The organism is Labedella populi, from assembly GCF_004078655.1.
GTDB classification, from domain to species: domain Bacteria; phylum Actinomycetota; class Actinomycetes; order Actinomycetales; family Microbacteriaceae; genus Labedella; species Labedella populi.
The window spans coordinates 112,019-130,193 of record NZ_RZNC01000004.1 but is presented as its reverse complement, the minus strand read 5'-3'; the positions used below and the strand labels follow the sequence as shown (position 1 = coordinate 130,193).

Annotated in this window: 13 protein-coding genes; 7 read left to right on the top strand and 6 right to left on the bottom strand. The window is 69.6% G+C overall.

All coding sequences use genetic code 11. The annotated features are described in order from the left end of the window. Window positions 1-3: 3 nt before the first annotated feature. Window positions 4-603 carry an ECF transporter S component gene (locus ELQ92_RS12125; protein ID WP_166426779.1) on the bottom strand — a complete coding sequence of 200 codons (600 nt, stop codon included), beginning with the start codon at window positions 601-603 and terminating at the stop codon, window positions 4-6. 183 nt (window positions 604-786) lie between these two features. On the opposite strand from ELQ92_RS12125, the gene ELQ92_RS12120 reads away from it, so the two are divergent. Beyond that, a complete protein-coding gene (locus ELQ92_RS12120) occupies window positions 787-2,097 on the top strand; it encodes an acyltransferase family protein (RefSeq protein ID WP_128499339.1) in 1,311 nt (436 codons plus the stop codon). Here the strand turns inward: ELQ92_RS12120 and ELQ92_RS12115 are convergent. From ELQ92_RS12115 to ELQ92_RS12105, 3 genes are all read right to left on the bottom strand, one after another. Continuing rightward, window positions 2,072-3,028: a pirin family protein gene (locus ELQ92_RS12115; RefSeq protein ID WP_128499337.1), complete on the bottom strand. Its 957-nt coding sequence runs from the start codon at window positions 3,026-3,028 to the stop codon at window positions 2,072-2,074. The two genes, ELQ92_RS12120 and ELQ92_RS12115, sit on opposite strands and share 26 nt — an antisense overlap. Window positions 3,029-3,079: 51 nt before the next feature. Continuing rightward, window positions 3,080-3,403 (bottom strand): GNAT family N-acetyltransferase, encoded by a 324-nt coding sequence (locus ELQ92_RS12110; RefSeq protein ID WP_128499335.1) that lies wholly within the window; start codon window positions 3,401-3,403, stop codon window positions 3,080-3,082. Window positions 3,404-3,479: 76 nt separating this feature from the next. Continuing rightward, the gene (locus tag ELQ92_RS12105) at window positions 3,480-4,382 is read right to left on the bottom strand and encodes an EamA family transporter (RefSeq protein ID WP_128499333.1); all 903 of its coding nucleotides are present in this window, start codon (window positions 4,380-4,382) and stop codon (window positions 3,480-3,482) included. A gap of 102 nt (window positions 4,383-4,484) precedes the next feature. On the opposite strand from ELQ92_RS12105, the gene recQ reads away from it, so the two are divergent. Beyond that, window positions 4,485-6,365 (top strand): DNA helicase RecQ, encoded by a 1,881-nt coding sequence (recQ, locus tag ELQ92_RS12100; RefSeq protein ID WP_128499331.1) that lies wholly within the window; start codon window positions 4,485-4,487, stop codon window positions 6,363-6,365. 199 nt (window positions 6,366-6,564) lie between these two features. Continuing rightward, a complete protein-coding gene (locus ELQ92_RS12095) occupies window positions 6,565-8,706 on the top strand; it encodes an acyl-CoA dehydrogenase family protein (protein WP_128499329.1) in 2,142 nt (713 codons plus the stop codon). A gap of 27 nt (window positions 8,707-8,733) precedes the next feature. Here the strand turns inward: ELQ92_RS12095 and ELQ92_RS12090 are convergent, their stop codons facing one another. Continuing rightward, a complete protein-coding gene (locus ELQ92_RS12090; RefSeq protein WP_128499327.1) occupies window positions 8,734-9,690 on the bottom strand; it encodes an EamA family transporter in 957 nt (318 codons plus the stop codon). Window positions 9,691-9,759: 69 nt separating this feature from the next. Here ELQ92_RS12090 and ELQ92_RS12085 point away from each other — a divergent pair, with 69 nt between their 5' ends. Beyond that, window positions 9,760-10,317, top strand: coding sequence for a CGNR zinc finger domain-containing protein (locus ELQ92_RS12085; protein WP_128499325.1), 558 nt, complete (start codon window positions 9,760-9,762; stop codon window positions 10,315-10,317). A 4-nt stretch (window positions 10,318-10,321) separates the two neighbouring features. Here the strand turns inward: ELQ92_RS12085 and ELQ92_RS12080 are convergent, their stop codons facing one another. Next, window positions 10,322-10,777 (bottom strand): FAD synthase family protein, encoded by a 456-nt coding sequence (locus ELQ92_RS12080; RefSeq protein ID WP_128499323.1) that lies wholly within the window; start codon window positions 10,775-10,777, stop codon window positions 10,322-10,324. 233 nt (window positions 10,778-11,010) lie between these two features. Here ELQ92_RS12080 and ELQ92_RS12075 point away from each other — a divergent pair, with 233 nt between their 5' ends. From ELQ92_RS12075 to ELQ92_RS12065, 3 genes are all read left to right on the top strand, one after another. After that, window positions 11,011-11,775 carry a CDP-alcohol phosphatidyltransferase family protein gene (locus ELQ92_RS12075; protein ID WP_128499321.1) on the top strand — a complete coding sequence of 255 codons (765 nt, stop codon included), beginning with the start codon at window positions 11,011-11,013 and terminating at the stop codon, window positions 11,773-11,775. After that, window positions 11,772-12,461: a hypothetical protein gene (locus ELQ92_RS12070; protein ID WP_128499319.1), complete on the top strand. Its 690-nt coding sequence runs from the start codon at window positions 11,772-11,774 to the stop codon at window positions 12,459-12,461. Before ELQ92_RS12075 ends, ELQ92_RS12070 begins: the two co-directional genes overlap by 4 nt. Before the next feature lie 310 nt (window positions 12,462-12,771). Continuing rightward, window positions 12,772-18,168: a PKD domain-containing protein gene (locus tag ELQ92_RS12065; protein WP_243695008.1), complete on the top strand. Its 5,397-nt coding sequence runs from the start codon at window positions 12,772-12,774 to the stop codon at window positions 18,166-18,168. Window positions 18,169-18,175 lie beyond the last annotated feature (7 nt).

Here is an 18,175-nt window from a genome sequence, read left to right as displayed (position 1 = left end):
CGCTCACGCCGCCACCATGGCGAGCGGCGTCGCGCCGGCCCCCCGACGTCGACGGTCGATCTCGCCCTGGATGCCGCGTGCAGCGCCCGTCGAGTCGATGCCGTCTGAGACCCTGCGTGCGAGCCAGGTCACGAGCAGAGGGCTCAGCACGAACAATGCGATGTACACGGTCTCGGCGAGCGGGGCGAAGTGGTCGGGGCCGACGAGCACGAGGACGAAAGCGCCCATGACGAGTCCCGCGACCACGGCGGCGAGCCCGAAGACCCAGCCCCTCCAGTACCGGTAGCCCGAGAGGGCGAAGGGCAGTTCCTGCAAAGCACCGATCAGGACGCCAACGCCGACGTGCCGCCACAGGTTGGCGGGATCGACGGCGGAAGCCGCGAGCCCGGCGATCGTCCCGGTGAGCAGGGCGACGCCGCCACGGCGGAGAAGGCTCTGGGCGACGACGCCGGGGAAGAAGTACACGCCGATGAGGGCGCCGTAGAGGATGGGGACCGTGACGAGCACGACGGGGTGGAGGTAGCCGACGATGCCGAAAACGAGGCCGCCACCGACTCCGATCGCGGCGCACGTGAGCAGCAGTCGAGTGCTGAAGAAGGTCATGTCGCGCTGCGCTCCGCGTTCGTGCTCGTATGCCCGGTGCCATCGGGAGCCGATCGGCCCCATGATCGAGTTTAGTAAGGCATACCTTAGAACGCGAGCCGCGCGGCCGATGACGGTTCCCCTCCGACACGAGCGGTGGGGATGGTCCCGTCCCGCTGCCGCCGATCCTCCTATGCTGACCTCATGAGCGAGACCGACGACCTCCGATCGTCGCCCGCCCGACCGCCGGCAGCGAGCAGCGCATCGTCGATCGACCTGTCGAAGAGGGACCTCACGCTCGACCTCGCGCGCGTCTTCTGCGTGCTCCTCGTGGTGGTCATCCACCTGCTCATGGTCGGAGTCGGGGCGGGCGCGGACGGGTCGATCGAGGTCTCGCGACCGCTCGAGGCGCAGCCGTGGTTCGCGCTGGCGACATGGGTCGGCCAGATCATGCCGCTGTTCTTCGTGGTCGGCGGCTTCGCCTCGATCACGGCTTGGCGGAGCCTCGGTCGGCGGGGAGGCACCGCGGCCGACTACGTCCGGAACCGTGTCCTCCGGCTCGCCCAGCCGGCCCTGCCGCTCTTCGTGTTCTACGCCGCCGTCATCGGGGGCGCCCGGTTGCTCGGCGTCGATCCCGCTCTCGTCGAGGTCGCCGTCATCGGTGCGGCGTCACCCTTGTGGTTCCTCGCCGCCTACACGCTGTGTCAGGCGCTCGTCCCGTGGATGGTCGGATGGCACGCGCGTGCGCCGCGGGCGACCCTCGTGGTGCTGCTCGCGGGAGTGGTCACCGTCGATGCCGCGCGGTTCGCGACGGGTGTCACCGAGATCGGGCTCCTCAACCTCTTCTTCGTCTGGTTGCTCGTCCAGCAGATCGGGTTCTGGTACGCCGACGGGTGGTTCGCCGCTCGTCGCACGTGGGTCCTGGTCCTCGTCGCCACGCTCGCGTACGTGTCCCTCGTGCCCCTGACCGATCAGGGACCGTACTCGGTCGACATGCTCGGGAACCTGAACCCTCCGACACTTCCGCTCGTCGCGCTCGCCGTCGCGCAAGCGTGCGTCCTCCGGCTCCTCCGCCCCGCTCTCGCTCACCTCATGAACACGCACGCCGCTCGTGCCGTCGTCTTCGTCCTCGGGACGCGCCTCATGACCGTCTACCTCTGGCACCTCCCGGTCGTCCTCATCGTCTCGGGGGCCGCGCTCCTCGTGCCGGGGGCCTCTCCGGCGCCAGCCAGCCCGGCCTGGTGGTGGTCGAGACCCGTCGCGTTCATCGTCGTCCTCGGGCTGGTCTTCGCCGTGTCGTTCCTCGTCGCGCGCTGGGAGGCGCCACGCATGATCGGAGAGACGCCCGCTCCGGCCGTCGTCGCCGTCGCGACGGTGCTCGCCTTCATCCCGCCGTTCGTGGTGATGGAGTGGTTCATGGCCCTGCCGATCGCGCTCCTCGGGAGTGTCCTCCTCGCGGTCGCCGTACTCTTGCTCGGAAGGGGAGCGATCAGGCCCGGCGCCGCCGCGGCGTGAGTCGTACCGTCGGCAGTGGCGGGGCGGGGATGCGCTCGTCTCCGTGACCGGAGACGGAACCGAACCGGCCCGTCCCCGACTCCCAGTCCTCGCGGGCCGCGACGATCTCGTCGTGACTGCGTCCGACGAAGTTCCACCACATCACGAGGTCGTCGTCGAAGGGCTCGCCGCCGAGCAGCACGAAGCGGGCTCCATCCGTGCTCGCGATCTCGAGCTCCGACCGGTCCGTGCCGAGGAAGAGGAGCGGACCGGACTCGACCGTCGTCCCGGCGATATCGAGCGCCCCCGAGAGCACGAGCACGGCGTGTTCGAACACCGGATCGAGCGGGAGGGTCACGCGTGCGCCGGCGTCGATCGTCGCGTCGGCCCCGAGCAACGGCGAGAACATGGTCGCGGGAGACGTGCGACCGCCGAGGCTGCCGAGCATGACGGTCGCGGCGAGGCCGGGGGTGCGATAGACGGGAAGGTCGGTGTGCTGCTCGAAGAACGGGTCCGTGTCCGCAACCCCTGCGGGGAGCGCCGTCCAGAGTTGCAGCCCGTGCATCTCCGACGGCTCCTCGGGGATCGAGAACTCGGAGTGGGAGATCCCACGGCCCGCCGTCATCATGTTGAGCTGCCCGGGCGCGACGACGACGTCGCTCCCGACGCTGTCGCGATGCCGGATGTCACCCTCGAGCGGCCAGGTCACGGTCTGAAGGCCGGTGTGGGGATGGGGGAGCACACGCATCACCGCGCTCGTATGGTCGAAGCGGTCGAGGAAGCACCAGGCACCGACCATCGGAAGCGCTCGCTGCGGCAGGGTCCGGTGCACGGTGATACCGCGCACGCCCCCGAGGGGGACCTCGCGCGCTTCGAGGAGATCGAGCAGGGGCCCGGGCGCCGCCTCGCGGGAGAGCGGCGCGTCGGCGAGCTCGGCGTCGAGTCGGGTCACCGGTCCACCGTCCTCACCGGCCCGTCCGTCGGCGGGAGGTCGACGATCGCATCAGGACGGATCCGTCCAGTCGACGTCCGATGCGGCGTCCGGGTGCTTCTCGAGCCACGAGCGGATGAAGGGGCAACGGGGCACGATGGTCTCGCCGCGCTCCCGGGCGTCGGCGACGACGGCGCGCGCGATCGCGCTGCCGTAGCCGTGGCCCTCGAAGGCCGGGTCGACGACCGTGTGGGTGAACGTCACGCGACCGGATTCCCGCCGGTAGGCCGAGAACCCGACGCGGTCGTCACCCACCCAGAGCTCGTAGCGTCTGGCGTGCACGTCCTCGACGATGCGGGTCTCACCCCTCGGGGTGTCGGTGGTCTGGTCGCTCATGCCGTCCTCGTCTCCCCGTGCCGACATCGGTCCGTCGTCGTCCGATTCTCGCACCAGGTCCCTCTCGGGGAAACGCTCACGCGACGGCCAGGATTCCCGCGGCCGAGAGGGCGAGGACGAGGCCCGTCCATTGCACCGGGGCCACCCTCTCCCGCAGCACGAGTGCGGCGAGGAGGATCGTGCCGGCCGGGTACAGGGCGACGAGCACGCTCATGATGGTCAACTCGCCCACGCGCAGGCCGATGAGGATGACGGCGTTGGCGGTCGCGTCGAGCACGCCGCACCCCAGCGCGAGGAGGAGTCCGGTCGGGAGCCCGGCCGTTCGAGCGCCCGCCGGCGCGGCGCTCGCCGCAGGGATCGTGCCCAGCCCGCGCGCGCGCATCCGCGCAGTGAGGATCGTGAGGCCGAACGCCGCGAACATCACGGCCGTGCTCACGATGCGGTTGACGACGAGGGGGACGAGCCCCGACTCGGCCGGGGTCCGGTCGATGAGGATGAGGAAGGCCCCGATCATCACGCCGGACCCGACCGCGAGGGCGAGACCGAGCCCCGACGGACGCACGGCGCCCTCCTCGGGCACGAAGCCGACGAGGACGACGGCGACGAGCGCGAGTGCCGCCGCGCCCATCGCGAGAGGGCCGAGCGTCTCGCCGCCGGCGAGGCCCCACGTCACGGGGACGACGGCCGAGACGACGGCCGTGAGCGGAGAGAGGATGCTCATCGGACCGATCGCGAGGCTCGCGTAGAGCAGTGCGACGGCGACCGTTCCGGCGAGACCCGAGAGAGCGCCCCAGAACACCGCCCCGGGCGACCACGCCCCCGGCACGAGGAGAGAGGCTGTCGCGAGGACCACGAGCCCGGCACCGGCGGAGAGCGCCGTGGCGAGCAGGACGTGCATCCGGCGCGCGGCGACTCCGCCGAGGAAGTCGGCCGCTCCGTACACGAGCGCACCCACGAGACCCAGCGCGACGGTGATCACGGGATCGAGCCTACGCGTCGCGTCGGGTCGGCCCGCTGGCTCCGTCGCTCCCCGACGAGCGGGTCACACGCCGCTCCCGAGCCGTCGTCGCCCGACTCGGTGATGTCGGCGGAGACGGGTAGGGTGCAGGGCGTGGAGACGACCATCACCCCGGATGCACCGACCGCTCGCGAGGTGCTGCACCGGGTCTTCGGGTACGAGTCGTTCCGAGGCGACCAGCAGGCCATCGTGGAGCATGTGAGTGTCGGCGGCGACGCGGTCGTGCTCATGCCAACGGGTGGTGGCAAGAGCCTCTGCTACCAGATCCCCTCGCTCCTCAGGCCGGGGACGGGCATCGTCGTGTCCCCGCTCATCGCCCTCATGCACGATCAGGTCGAGGCATTGCGCGCCGTCGGCGTCCGGGCGGAGTTCCTCAATTCCACTCAGGGCCGGGACGAGCGTGAGGCGGTCGAGCGCGCGTACGTCGCCGGCGAGCTCGACCTCCTCTACATCGCGCCGGAGCGCTTGTCGTCCGAACAGACGAAGCGCTTCCTCGAACGCGGTCGCGTCTCGCTCTTCGCGATCGACGAGGCCCACTGCGTGTCGCAATGGGGGCACGACTTCCGGCCCGACTACCTCGCGCTCGGCGAGCTTGCGGAGCGCTGGCCGGACGTGCCGCGCATCGCGCTCACTGCGACGGCGACGGCCGCGACGCACCGCGAGATCGCCGAACGACTCTCGCTCGGGGGAGCACGCCACTTCGTCTCGAGCTTCGACCGGCCGAACATCCAGTACCGCATCGTCTCGAAGAACGAGGTCCGCAAGCAGCTCCTCGAGTTCATCCGCACCGAGGGGTCCGGCAGCGCCGGAATCGTCTACGCCCTCAGTCGCAACACGGTCGAGAAGACAGCGGAGTTCCTCCGCGCCAACGGCATCGACGCCCTCGCCTACCACGCGGGGCTCGAGGCGTCGGAGCGCGCGCGTGTACAGTCGCGGTTCCTCCGCGAGGACGGCGTCGTCATCGTCGCGACGATCGCCTTCGGCATGGGGATCGACAAACCGGACGTGCGCTTCGTCGCGCACATCGACCTGCCGAAGTCGGTCGAGGGCTACTACCAGGAGACGGGCAGAGCCGGCCGCGACGGCGAGCCGTCCGTCGCGTGGCTCGCGTACGGTCTCAACGACGTCGTGCAACAGCGCCGCATGATCGACGAGTCGCCGGGCGACCTCGCACACCGGCGTCGCCTGTCGGCGCACCTCGACGCCATGCTCGCCCTCTGCGAGACCGTCGACTGTCGTCGCGTGAACCTGCTCCGCTACTTCGGGGAGGAGTCGACGCCGTGCGGCAATTGCGACACGTGCATCGTCCCGCCCGAGGTGTGGGACGGCACCGTCCCGGCACAGAAGCTCCTCTCGACGATCGTGCGGCTGAAGCGAGAGCGGAACCAGCAGTTCGGAGCCGGGCACCTCATCGACATCCTGCGCGGCACCGAGACACAGCGCGTGCGCCAGCAGGGCCACGACGCGCTCGCGACGTGGGGGATCGGCGCCGATCTCACCGATCAGCAGTGGCGGAGCGTCGTCCGGCAGCTGCTCGCAGCCGGCCTGCTCGCGACGCACGGCGAGTACGGCACGCTCGTCATCACGGAGGCGAGCGGCGAGGTGCTTTCCGGTTCACGCGTGGTCCCGATGCGGACGGAGACGGCCCGCGTCACGCGGTCGAAGGCGGTCCGCCCCGCCGCCGCCGACCTCGACGTCGCCGACCGGGAGCTCTTCGAGGCCTTGCGCTCGTGGCGAGCCGAGGAGGCTAAGGCCGCCGGGGTGCCCGCGTACATCGTCTTCGGAGACGCGACACTGCGCGCCGTCGCCCTGGCAAGACCGCGCTCCGTGGCCGAGCTCGACGGCATCTCCGGTATCGGCGAGAAGAAGCGGGCGAGCTTCGGGGAGGCGCTCGTGGCCGTGGTGGACGCGCACGCTCGAGCTCCGGTGTCGGACTCCGACTGACCGCTCGACCGAGGCCGTCTTGTGGCTTCACACAAACGCCGGCGGTCCCACCGGCGTCCGGTTTGTGACCCGGGGACGGCTCGTTTCCACTCCGCCGCGCTCCTTCGTAGCGTGAGGGGACACGCGCGCACGTCGTGACGGCCGGGCCCATCCGCCCGCCGTCTCGGACGTTGCCGCGACGAGACGACGAGGAGAGTCGATGTCGAACGCAGTCGATCGAACGGACACCAACGCCGAGGCCGCCGAGGCGCCCGACGTGACGGAGCGCGTCGACACCGGACCCATCGACACGCGCTCCGTCGATGCACACGGCGGAGCACGGATCAACATCGGCGCCGTGCGCCGCCTGCTCCTCGGGACGTGGCCCGAGGAACGTCTCGCCTCCCGCGACTTCGCCGCGACGCCCGAAATGCAGAAGATCGAGGGACTGCCGTATCCCGAGCACCGCGAGCGCACACTCGATCAGTTGCGTCGGCTCGTCGAGAACGGGCAGGTGCATCGCGCGTTCCCCACGCACCTCGGCGGCCGTGACGATCACGGCGGCAACATCGCGGGCTTCGAGGAGCTCGTCGTCGGTGATCCCTCCCACCAGATCAAATCGGGGGTCCAGTGGGGGCTCTTCGGTGCCGCGGTCCTCCACCTCGGCACACGGCCGCACCACGACGCCTGGCTCCCCGGCATCATGTCGCTCGAAGTCCCCGGCATCTTCGCCATGACGGAGACCGGCCACGGCTCGGACGTCGCCTCGATCGGCACGACCGCGACGTACGACCCCGAGACGGAGGAGTTCGTCATCGACACCCCGTTCCGCGGTGCCTGGAAGGACTACCTCGGCAACGCCGCCGTACACGGCAGGGCCGCCGTGTTGTTCGCCCAGCTCATCACGCAGGGAGTGAACCACGGTGTACACGCGCTCTACGTCCCGATCCGAGGAGAGGACGGTGCGTTCCTGCCCGGGATCGGCGGAGAGGACGACGGTCTCAAGGGGGGATTGAACGGCATCGACAACGGCCGGTTGCACTTCACGGGTGTCCGCGTCCCGAGAACGAATCTCCTCAACCGGTACGGCGACGTGGCCCCTGACGGCACGTACAGCTCGCCCATCGAGAGTCCCGGCAGACGCTTCTTCACGATGCTCGGCACGCTCGTTCAGGGCCGGGTGTCCCTCGACGGAGCCGCGACGGCGGCGTCGGCGCTCGCCCTCCAGATCGCGATCGAATACGGCTCGCAGCGACGCCAGTTCACCGCGGGATCGGACACCGACGAGGAGGTGCTGCTCGACTACCAGCGCCACCAGCGCCGGTTGCTTCCGCGCCTCGCCCAGACGTATGCCCACACGTTCGCGCACGACAAGCTGCTCGTGAAGTTCGACGCGGTCTTCAGCGGAGCCGCCGACACCGACGTCGACCGTCAAGACCTCGAGACGCTCGCCGCCGCGCTCAAGCCGCTCTCCACGTGGGCGGCCCTCGACACGATCCAGGAGTCCCGCGAGGCGTGTGGCGGGGCCGGTTTCCTCGCGGAGAACCGCCTCACCGGACTCCGTGCCGATCTCGACGTCTACGTCACCTTCGAGGGTGACAACAACGTGCTGCTGCAGCTCGTCGCGAAGCGCCTGCTGTCGGACTACTCGAAGCGGTTCCGCGGAGCCGATGTCGGTGCGCTCGCCCGCTACGTCGTCGAGCAGGCGGCCGATCGGGCCTATCACGGCTCCGGCCTGCGGTCGCTCGGCCAGACCATCAAGGACTTCGGCCGGGTGCGTCGGTCCGTCGGACAGCTGCGGGAGGCGCAAGTGCAGCGGGAGCTGCTCACCGATCGCGTCGAGACGATGATCGCGGAGGTCGCGCAGCAGCTCCGGCCGGCGAGCCGCCTCGGCAAGTCGGAGGCCGCCGCACTCTTCAACGCCCACCAGAACGAACTCATCGAGGCCGCGAGGGCTCACGGCGAACTGCTCGAGTGGGAGGCGTTCACCGATGCTCTCGAGACGATCGAGGACGAGAACTCGCGGAGGGTGCTCACGTGGCTGCGCGATCTCTTCGGGCTCTCGCTCCTCGAGAAGCACCTCTCGTGGTATCTCATCCACGGCCGGTTGTCGCCGCAACGGGCGGCCGCCGTCGATGCGTACATGAATCGGCTCGTCGCGCGGCTCCGCCCGCACGCCCTCGACCTCGTGCACGCCTTCGGCTACGAGCAGCGCCACGTGCGAGCGGCCATCACGTCGGGAGCCGAGGCCGAGCGTCAGAACGAGGCGCGCGACTACCAGCGCGCGCTCCGCGACTCCGGCGCGGCCCCCATCGAGGAGAAGTCACTCGCGAAGCCCGCTCGCTCGGGCATCGCACGCTGAGGCGCGGTCCGGCTCCGACGTTCGGGGTCAGTCGAGCAGCCGCGCGAGCGGCACGGGTTCCGGTACGACGGCCGTCGCCGCCCGGCTGCCGTCGAGGCGTACGAGCACGACTCCGGCCACGATGAGCGCGCCTCCGATCGCCTGAATCAGCGTCGGCACCTCGCCGAGCAGCAGCCAGGCGATCAGCACGGCGAACAGCACCTCGGAGAGACCGACGAAGGATGCGAGACGCTCGCCCATTCGGCTCGCCGCGACGATTCCCGACACGTAGCCGAACGCCGTGGCGACGAGTACGATGACGAGCATCGGGACCCACCACGGCACGATCGCGCCGAGGAGTCGGACGTCGACGAGGGGGGCTGACACGGGCAGCACCCCGATCAGGAGGGCCGCACCCAGGGCGACCGACGCGACGAGCAGGCCGCCGGCTGCGAGCGCGACCGGCGGCAACTCTGTCGGGCGCGCCGAGAGCACGAAATAGCCGCCAAGGCACACGGCCGCGCCGAGGGCGAAGAGCACGCCGAGGAGATCCGGTGTGGCGCCGGCGATGTCGATGACGAGCACGAGCCCACCGATGCTCACGATCGACCCGATCGCCGTGAGTCGCGACGGCGCCCGCCGGCTGCGCGCCCAAGCCGCGATCACGAGGAGCACTGGAGCGAGGTACTCGATGAGCAGTGAGATGCCGACCGGCATGCGGGAGACCGCAGCGAAGTAGCAGAGTTGCGCTCCCGCGACGGCGATGATGCCGAATCCCACGATGAGCCGCCACTCCCTGAGGACGAGTGCGAGCCGGCCCCTGAGGGCGACGAGCCCGGCCGGGAGCAGCACGATCGCCGCACCCAGCGTCCGGAGGAACACCGCCGATCCGGGCGACCACCCGGCCTCGAGGAGGGTCTTGACGAAGGGGCCGCTCGCGCCGAAAGCGAGGGCCGAGACGAGCCCGACGAGGATGCCGGCCGTGGGTGCTGTCGTCGAGCGCATGGGAGTCCTGTCAGGAGTGAAAGGCTAAGATGATCCTGACACTACGACCCCCGGCTGTCAGGAGTCAACATGATCTTCACCCATGACACGGAACTCTCGCTCGCGTGCGCGGCCGCGCTCGTCAACACGGTGCCGGGCGCGTCGTCCTCGGGTGACGACGAACTCGCAGCGCCCGCCGACCTCTTCGCCTTCCTCGACGAGCAGGAGTTCACCGGATCGCGGTCGGGCTCGACGGAGGAGCTCGATGCGGTGCGTGCCCTCCGTCCTCGCCTGCGCGGGATCTGGACGAGCGCGCGCGACGAGGCGGTCGACGAGATCAATGCTCTCCTGAAGGAGGGGGCTGCGCTGCCGCAGTTGCGGCGGCACGACGGCTTCGACTGGCACATCCACGCGACCGAGCCGGAGGCCCCGGTCGTGACGCGGCTGCAGGTCGAGGCGGCGATGGCGTTCGTCGACGTGGTCCGTGCCGATGAGTGGCAGCGGATGCGAGTATGCGCGGCCTCGGACTGCGACGCCGTGCTCGTCGATCTGTCGCGCAATCGGTCGAAGCGCTACTGCGACGTCGGCAACTGCGGCAACCGCATGAACGTCAACGCGTACCGGGAGCGGAGGGCCGTCGGCTCCTAGTCGATCAGCCTCGCGCGGCGACCGGCTCCGCGACGACCGCGCCGGCTTCGAGCGACGCGAGAGCGCGACGCAGCGCCGTGCTCGACGTGGACATCGTGTACGGGAAGTAGACGACCTCGACGCCGACCTCGGCGAACTGGCGTTCGAGTTCGAGGCCCTGAGGCGTTCCGCGCCAGTCGTCGCCCTTGAAGAACGTCGTGAAGCGCAGCCGCTCCCACATCTCCATCTTCGAGGAGAGGTCCTCGGCGACGACCTGGTCGACGTAGCGGATGTTGCCGACGATCTCCATGCGTTCGGCGAGTGGGATGACCGGAGTGACGCGCTTGCGGGAGATGAGGAGCTCGTCACTCACGACGCCCGCGATGAGGTAGTCGCACGCGCTCTTGGCGTGCTTCAAGATGTTGAGGTGGCCGACGTGGAAGAGGTCGAACGCACCGGCCGCGTATCCGATTCGGACCACGCTGCACCCCCTGCTCTCGTGAGATGACGGCGCGTCGAAGAGGCGCCGGGAAGTCGAGTGTTCCTCAGGTGAGGGACACTCACGATGATAGCCACTCGGCGGCGCCGGGGCCAGAAAACCCCGTGAACTGGGGGGAGTATGAAATGAGGGATCCTCGTTAAACGGCTTTTCGCGCGGGTAGTCTGGCCTGACTCGGAGCACCGCCGTGCGCCGAGCGGACGAGGGAGTGATCGATGACCACGACAGAGCGACCCGTGGAGGGATACCGCGCGACCGTCGCGCGACTGGCCTCCGCGCAGAAGGGCGCGGCGCGCGGGGCGCCGGCGTACTCCATCTACGTCAACCGCCGTGTGGGCCGCCTCATCGCGGCCGGCGCCTATCTCGCGGGAATGACGCCCAACGCCGTGACGGCCGTCAGCGCGGCCTTCACGTTCTCGGGTATCGCGATCATCGCGACGGTCCCGCCCGCGTGGTGGTCCGGCGTGCTCGTCTGGCTCCTCCTCGCCATCGGCTACGCCTTCGATTCCGCCGACGGCCAGGTCGCCCGGTTGCGCGGAGGCGGCTCCGCCGCGGGGGAGTGGCTCGACCACGTCGTCGACGCGCTCAAGATCTCGAGCCTGCACCTCGCCGTGCTCATCGCCGCCTTCCGGTTCTTCGACCTCTCGTCCGAGGCCTGGTTGCTCGTCCCGATCGGGTTCTCGATCGTCGCGAACGTCACATTCTTCGCGATGATCCTCAACGACCAGTTGAAATACGTGCGCGGCCGAAAGGGGACGGCCGAGACGGGTGGCGGATCGCGATTGCGATCATTCCTGGTGATCCCGACCGATTACGGGTTCCTCTGCCTCGTGTTCGCGCTGCTCGGGGCGCACCTCGTGTTCTTCGGCGTCTATACGCTGCTCTTCGCGGCGAACGCGGGCTTCCTCCTGCTCGCCGCAGTCAAATGGTTCAGAGACATGGTGGCGCTCGACGCCCCCCAGATCGGAGATGCACGATGAGTGACAAGACCCCCGTGAACGATCCGATCGATCCGAGCCCGGTCGCCGAGGACGGCGAGGCGCGCTCTCGACGTCGGGCGCTCGTCATCCTCGTGTCCGTCGTCGTGCTCGCGCTCGTCGCGGCGCTCGTCGTCTGGTCGGTCACGTCGGCGGACTCCCCGGCTCCGGGTGCGCCGCCCACGGCGTCGGCCGAGCCCTCCGAGGAGGCGTCCGACGACCCCGGGCCGAGCGCGAGCGCGAGCGCGGACACGGATGCGTCCGAGGAGCCCGCCGCCGATGGAGAGGTGACGGACGACATCCTCGAGTTCGGCGACGAGGCCCCCATCGACGACGGCGTCACCGTCTCGATGTCGGATCTCGAGTCCGTCGAGGGTGAGGCGTCAATGCCGGGCGAGATTGCCGGCCCGTCGCTGCGATTCTCGGTCACGTTCACGAATGACAGCGACGAGGCGTATCCGCTCATCAGTGCCGTCACCAACGTGTTCTACGGAGACGAGCAGATCCCCGCGATCGAGCTCGCCGAGCCCGGCGGTGTTGCGCTCCCCGCCGAGGTTGCTCCCGGAGAGACGGCCACCGGCACGTTCGTCTACAACGTCCCGACGGAGGACCGCGACCGCGTACGGATAACGGTCGACTACACGGCGGCGGAGCCGGCCGTCGTCTTCGAGGGAAGTGCACCGCAATAGGACGAGCACCCGGGTGAGCGGGGGCGGGTGGGTCGACGGACGTCGACGCACCCGCCCCTTTCGTCCTCGCTGCGAGCCTTGTCGTCGCCCGTTGGGGCCGGCGGGAGTCGGCGCGGCGGCGGTGCGGTGACCGTGGCCGCAGGACGTACTCCGTCCCCGCTCGGGGGCCGTGTTCAGCCCCGAATGGGGGGGGATGAAAAAACGTGAGGGAAGCTAGCATTTAGCCACACCCGATGTGAGCGGCCCTCAGTTCTCTGAGCCATCGCCCCGCTAGTCGGTGCACCCGCTTATCCAGAGACGCGAGATTTTCATGACCCCATCGTTGCCGGTCCCTGAAGCCTCAACATTCGAGCCCCGCAGCCGCCGGGGAGCGCGACTGATCGCGCTCGTCGGCGTCACGGTGTCCGCGATCGTGCTGAGCATGCTCTCCCTCCAGCCAGCGGTCGCGGACACCCGCCCGCCTGCCGGCACGCCCGAAACGGTATCGAGTGACCCGCTCCCCGCGCCCCAGATCGATGGCGTCGTGTGGGACCAGACCGTCGTCGGCAACACCGTCTATGTCGTCGGCAAGTTCGAGACGGCGCGCCCCGCGGGCTCGAACGCGGGCGTCAACACGGTGGCTCGCAAGAACTTCCTGGCCTACGACCTGACGACGGGCGCCCTGCTGCCGTTCGCGCCGCAGTTCAACCAGCAGGCACGCACCGTCGCGGCCTCGCCGGATGGCAAGCGCCTCTACGTCGGGGGTCTCTTCACGCAGGTCGACGGTGTCACGCGCACGTACATCGCGGCATTCGACATCGCGACCGGCGCTCTCGTGACGACCTTCAAGCCGAACGTCACGCGCCGCGTCAACGCGATCGTCGCGACCGACACGACGGTCTACACGGGTGGAGCGTTCACGGCCATCAACAGTCAGGACCGCTTCGGGGCGGCGGCGTTCGCCGCCTCGAACGGGGCGATGACACCGTGGGCCCCCGCGGCCGTCGGCGGCAGCGTCGCCGCCATGACGATGTCGCCCGACGGATCGAAGATCGTCCTGGGTGGAGCGTTCACGACGGTCAACGGCTCGAGCAACCCCGGCTACGGGCTCGCCGCCGTCGACACGACGACCGGCGGCCTGCTGCCATGGGCCATCAACAACCTCATCCGCAACGGCGGAGAGGACGCGAACATCAACTCCCTCGCGTCCGATGGCACGAGTGTCTACGGGACCGGCTACGTCTTCGGTTCCGGCGGAAACCTCGAGGGCACCTTCAAGGCCGACTGGAACGGCGGCGAGCTGCAGTGGGTGGAGGACTGCCACGGTGACAGCTACTCGGTCTCGCCGGCCGACGACGTCGTCTACACCGCCGGTCACGCCCACTACTGCGGCAACGTCGGGGGTTTCCCCCAGACCGACCCGTGGTCCTTCTACCGCGCCATCGCCTTCACGAAGGCCACGACGGGGACGCTCACGGCCGACCCCCACGGCTACTACAACTTCAACGGCACCCCGTCCCCGACGCTCCTCAACTGGTTCCCGACCTTCAACACGGGTCAGGCCTCCGGTGCATCGCAGGGCCCATGGGATGTCCTCGTCGCCGGCAAGTACGTTCTCTACGGCGGTGAGTTCACGACCGTGAACGGTGTGCGTCAGCAGGGCCTCGTCCGCTTCGCCACGAAGGACATCGCGCCGAACGACGACGGTCCGCGCCTCAACAGCGCCGACTTCGTCCCCAACGTCGTCTCGTTCAGCCGCGGCACGGCCCGCATCGCCTGGCAGGCGAATCACGATCGTGACAACGCGGAACTCACGTACACTGTGATCCGCAACAGCCAGACGAACAACCCCGTCTACACGACCACGGCGTCGTCGAACTTCTACACCAGACCGCTGATGTCCTTCACGGACACGGGGCTCACTCCCGGCGCCACCTATACGTATCGGATCCGGGTGACGGACCCGTACGGCAACGCGACGCAAGGCAACCTCGTGAGCGTCACGATCGCCGAGGACGGCGAGATCAGCGACTACGCGCAAGAGGTGCTCGACGACAACCCGGCCTCGTTCTGGCCGCTCGGCGAGTCCTCCGGCACGGTCGGATACGACTGGGCGGCCGGCGACGACGTGACGCTCTCCGGCACCACGACGCGCGGCACGGCCGGTCAGGATGCATCATCGCCGAACACCGCGACGACCTTCGGCGGGACGGACGGCACATTCGGCGTCTCGACGGCTGTCCAGCCCGGCCCGAACACGTTCACGGCCGAGGCATGGATCAAGACGACGAGCACGTCCGGCGGAAAGATCATCGGGTTCGGCAACAACCGCACCGGCGACTCGACCTCCTACGACCGGCACGTCTACATGGACAACTCCGGCCGCATCAACTTCGGTGTCTACACGGGCAACACGCGGGTCGTGACGAGCGGCGCGAGCTACAACGACGATCAGTGGCACCACGTCGTGGCGAGCATGGGTCCCGCCGGGATGCAACTCTACGTCGACTCGAAGAAGGTCGCATCGCGTGCCGACACCACGGCAGGCCAAGCCTTCACCGGCTACTGGCGGGTGGGCGGCGACAACGTCGGCGGCTGGCCGAACCAGCCGGCGAGCAAGTTCTTCGCCGGTGCGATCGACGACGTCGCGGTGTACTCGAGTGTGCTGACGCGTCAGCAGATCGATGCGCACTTCGTGGCCTCGGGACGCGCGTCCACGATCCCGGTCGCCCCGACGGACGCCTACGGCGCCTCCGTCTTCGCCCTCGACCCGACGCTCTACTACCGGCTGGGCGAGTCGAGCGGCTCGGAGGCCGTCGACTCCGGTCCGTTCGGCAACCCGGGCACGTACACGGGACTCGTCGAGAAGGGTGTGACGGGCGCGCTCCGCGGCAACGCCGACACCGCGGCGCGTTTCGCCCCGACGGAGGAGTGGTGGGGCTGGAACGAGGCCGGCGTCGCGAGCAACGCGACGTTCTCGAACCCGACGACGTATGCCGTCGAGGCCTGGTTCAAGACCACGACGACCCGCGGCGGCAAGATCGTGGGCTTCGGAGCGAGCCCGACCGGCGGCTCCGGCGGCTACGACCGTCACGTCTACATGGAGAACGACGGTCGACTGACCTTCGGAACCTGGACGGGCCAGGCCAATACGGTCACGTCGAGCGCCGCGTTCAACGACGGTGAGTGGCACCACGTCGTGGCGCAGCAGTCCAACGCGGGCATGAACATGTTCATCGACGGCGCCTCCGTCGGCACCAACCCGCAGACCGGCGCGCAGGACTACACCGGCTACTGGCGGATCGGCGGCGACACCACGTGGGGCGGCACCGCGCCGTACTTCGCGGGCGCCATCGACGAGGTGGCCGTCTACGCGGCGCCCCTCACGTCCGAGCAGGTCGGGCAGCACCACGAACTCGGCCTCGGTATCGCGCCCAACATCGCCCCCACGGCGTCCTTCACGGCCGGTGCGACCGACCTCTCCGTCGCACTCGACGCCTCGGCGTCGACGGACCCCGACGGGACGATCGTGTCCTCGATGTGGGACTTCGGCGACGGGACGACGGGTACCGGATCGACGATCACCCACTCGTATGCCGAGGGCGGCACCTACACGGTGTCCCTCCTCGTGACCGACAATCGCGGTGGCACCGCGACGACGACCCGCGAGGTCGCCGTGGCGGCTCCGAACACGGCGCCCACCGCGTCGTTCACGGCGACCGTGGACGACCTCGCGGGAAGCTTCGACGCCTCGGCCTCGAGCGACGCCGACGGGACCATCGCGTCCTACGCCTGGAACTTCGGTGACGGCGAGACCGCGACGGGGGCGACGACCACCCACACCTACGGTTCGGCCGGCGACTACCTCGTGACCCTCACCGTGACGGACAACCGCGGGGGGACCGCGACGACGACCCGCATCGTCTCGGCGACGGTTCCCGCGAACCAGAATCCGACCGCGAGCTTCACGGCGAGCGGATCCGGCCTGACGGTGAGCGTCGACGGTTCCGCGTCGAACGACCCCGACGGGACGATCGCGTCGTACGCCTGGGACTTCGGCGACGAGGGCACAGCGACCGGCGCGACCGCGAACCACACCTACGCCGCCGCGGGCGACTACACCGTCACCCTCACGGTGACCGACGACACGGGGGCGACCGCGCAGACCACCAAGTCCGTGACCGTCGCCGCTCCGCCCGTCTCATCGACGATCGCCGCGGATGCCTTCGAGCGGACCGGGACGAGCGCGTGGGGCACCGCCGACACGGGAGGCCCGTGGACCGTGACGGGTGGAGCGTCCGCCTTCTCCGTCCAGGGGGGCGACGGCGTCATGACGCTGCCGGCCGGTCACACCCGCAACGCCCGCCTCAACCAGGTGTCGGTCACCGATGTGACCCTCGCAGCCGACGTCGCGACGCCGGTCGTCGCGAACGGCGGCGGAGCGTACATCTCCCTCGTCGCCCGCCAGGTGAACACGGCGTACTACTCGGCTCGAGTGCGCATCCAGAACGGTGCGGTCCTGCTCCAGATCCTGCGCAGCGGCACCGTGATCTCCCAGTCGAACGTCCCGGGACTCGCCGTCACTCCGAGCACGACCCTCCGACTGAAGGTCGAGGCGACGGGAACCTCGCCCACGACGATCACGACGAAGGCCTGGGTGTCGGGGGAGACCGAGCCGACGGCATGGCAGTTGAGTACGACCGACTCGACGGCGGCACTCCAGTCCGCCGGCCAGATCGGTGCGACCGGCTACATCTCCGGCTCGACCACCACAGGCCCGATCCCGGTCCGGTTCGACGACTTCACGGCCGTCGTCCCCGGTGGCGGAGTGATCACGCCGCCCGAGAACGAGGCGCCCACCGCGTCGTTCACGGCCACGCCGACCGAGCTGTCGGTCGCGGTCGACGCGTCGGCGTCGACCGATGCAGACGGCTCGATCGCGGGCTACGCCTGGAACTTCGGTGATGGCGCCACGGCGACCGGCGCCACGGCGACGCACTCGTACGCCGCCGCGGGGACATACACGGTGACACTCACGGTGACGGACGACGACGGTGCGACGGAGACCACCACACGGTCGGTCGTCGTGACGACGCCACCCGACGCCGAGACGGTCGCGGCCGACTCGTTCGAGCAGCGGTCCGTCACGAGCGGATGGGGCACCTCTTCGTCCGGGGCACCCTGGACGGTGGGCGGTGGTGCGAGCGGGTTCTCCGTCACGAACGGTGCCGGTGTCATCACGAACGCCGCCGGCGCCTCCCGCTCGGCCGCCCTCAACACCGTCTCCGAGTCGTCGACCGATTCGGTCGTGTCCTTCGTGGTCCCGGCGCTCACGACGGGAGGCGGCCAGTACGTCACGGTCGTCGGTCGCCAGGTGGGATCGGAGAAGTACTCCGCCGTCGCCCTGTTGACCGCGAACGGCACCATCCAGCTGCAGCTCGCCCGCGGTGGGACGAAGCTGCAGACGCTCAACCTGCCGGGCACGACGTACGCGGCGGACTCCACCGTGACGATCCGAGTGCAGGTGTTCGGCACGGCGCCGACGACGATCCGTGCGAAGGCCTGGACTGATGCGCAGACCGAGCCCGCGACGTGGCAGGTGTCGCGAACCGACACCACGGCGGCGCTGCAGACGGCCGGGACCACGGGACTCGTGTTCTACGTGTCCGGGTCGAGCACCGCTCCCGGCACGATCCGGTTCGCCGACTACGTCGTGAAGCGGTTCTGACCGGTCG